1 protein-coding gene is annotated in these 1300 nt (G+C 45.1%); it reads right to left on the reverse strand.

The window, feature by feature from the left end:
- Nucleotides 1–69: 69 nt before the first annotated feature.
- A complete protein-coding gene (locus B7Y67_RS18305) occupies nt 70–1254 on the reverse strand; it encodes an MFS transporter (RefSeq protein ID WP_293599858.1) in 1185 nt (394 codons plus the stop codon).
- Nucleotides 1255–1300: the final 46 nt, after the last annotated feature.

The raw sequence follows: 1300 nt of genomic DNA on the forward strand, positions 1-1300 counted from the left end.
AGAAAAATACTACTGTTATTACTACTAAAAAATAAACTACTAGCTTTAATTAAACCAATGAAGCTACGGTTATGCCTTTGCCACTTCATCCTTTGAAACGACTACTTTCGCAGGCAATTCACGCATCGACCAAGCAATTATAAGCCAGCATAAAAGCAATACTGCACCCATAACAAAGACCGATAAATCACCGTGGCTATCCATCAAATATCCTCCAATGACAGCTCCTGTAAAGAGACCTATCGACTGAGTAGTGTTGTAAACACCCAATGCTGTGCCCTTAGATTCTTTGGCAAAACGAGATACTAATGATGGCTGTAACGCTTCAAGTAAGTTAAAGCCTACAAAGTAAATCAACAATGCAATCGCAATGCCAATAATAGAGTGAGTGCTTGTAAACACAAATTCAGCAATCAGGAGCAACACAATCGCCACCAATAAGATGGTTCTTAGCTGCTGCTTCTTTTCACCAAAAATTAGAATCGGCGCCATTAGGAAAAAGGAGAGCAAAACAACCGGGAGATAAACCTGCCAATGTGATGGCAAGGGCAAGCCTGCTTGCACCAATAAACGCGGTACCACTAAGAACATCGCCACTTGAGTTGCATGCAAAACAAACACGCCGGCGTTGAGGCGCATTAACTCAGGACGCAAAAATACTTCTTTCAGACTGGCTTGTTGAACCTTGGGCTCAGGTTTAGTACTTGGCAGAATGTAATAAGCAACAAACATCGCACCAATACCTAATACCGCTAAGACTACAAAAATTCCGCTCAAACTAATTAATCGATAGATTGGTGCAGCAATCACGAGCGACAAAGCAAAAGACAGAGCAATGCTGCCCCCCACTAAGGCCATAGCTCGAGTGCGCACTTCCTCGCGCGTTAAATCGGCAACCCAAGCGGAAATCGCAGCTGAGACCGCACCGGCGCCCATTACCCCGCGGCCAATAGCAATCCAAAGAAGATCGTCTTGAGCAGCGCAAATTAAGGCACCCGCAACGAATAAAGACAACCCCCACAAAACGACAGGTTTTCGGCCAATTCGGTCAGAAAGCCGGCCTAAAGGGATATAGAAGCAGGCCTGGACAATATTAAATATTCCCAGGGTTAATCCAACCCATAGAGCATGTTCGCCGCCCGGCAAACCGTGTGCATGGATGCTGAAAACCGGCAAAAGCAGAAATAGGCCCAGCATACGGAGGCCAAAGATGCCTGCTAAGGCCAGAGTGGAGCGAAGTTCAGAAGGATTCATGGGAAAGGGCTATATTAACAAGTTACGCTAAAAAATCATGAATAAC

Source organism: Polynucleobacter sp. 35-46-11 (assembly GCF_002281105.1).

Coding starts and splice junctions, on each gene's coding strand:
- B7Y67_RS18305 (WP_293599858.1), bottom strand. CDS start 1,254: ATGAATCCTTCTGAACTTCGCTCCACTCTGGCCTTAGCAGGCATCTTT.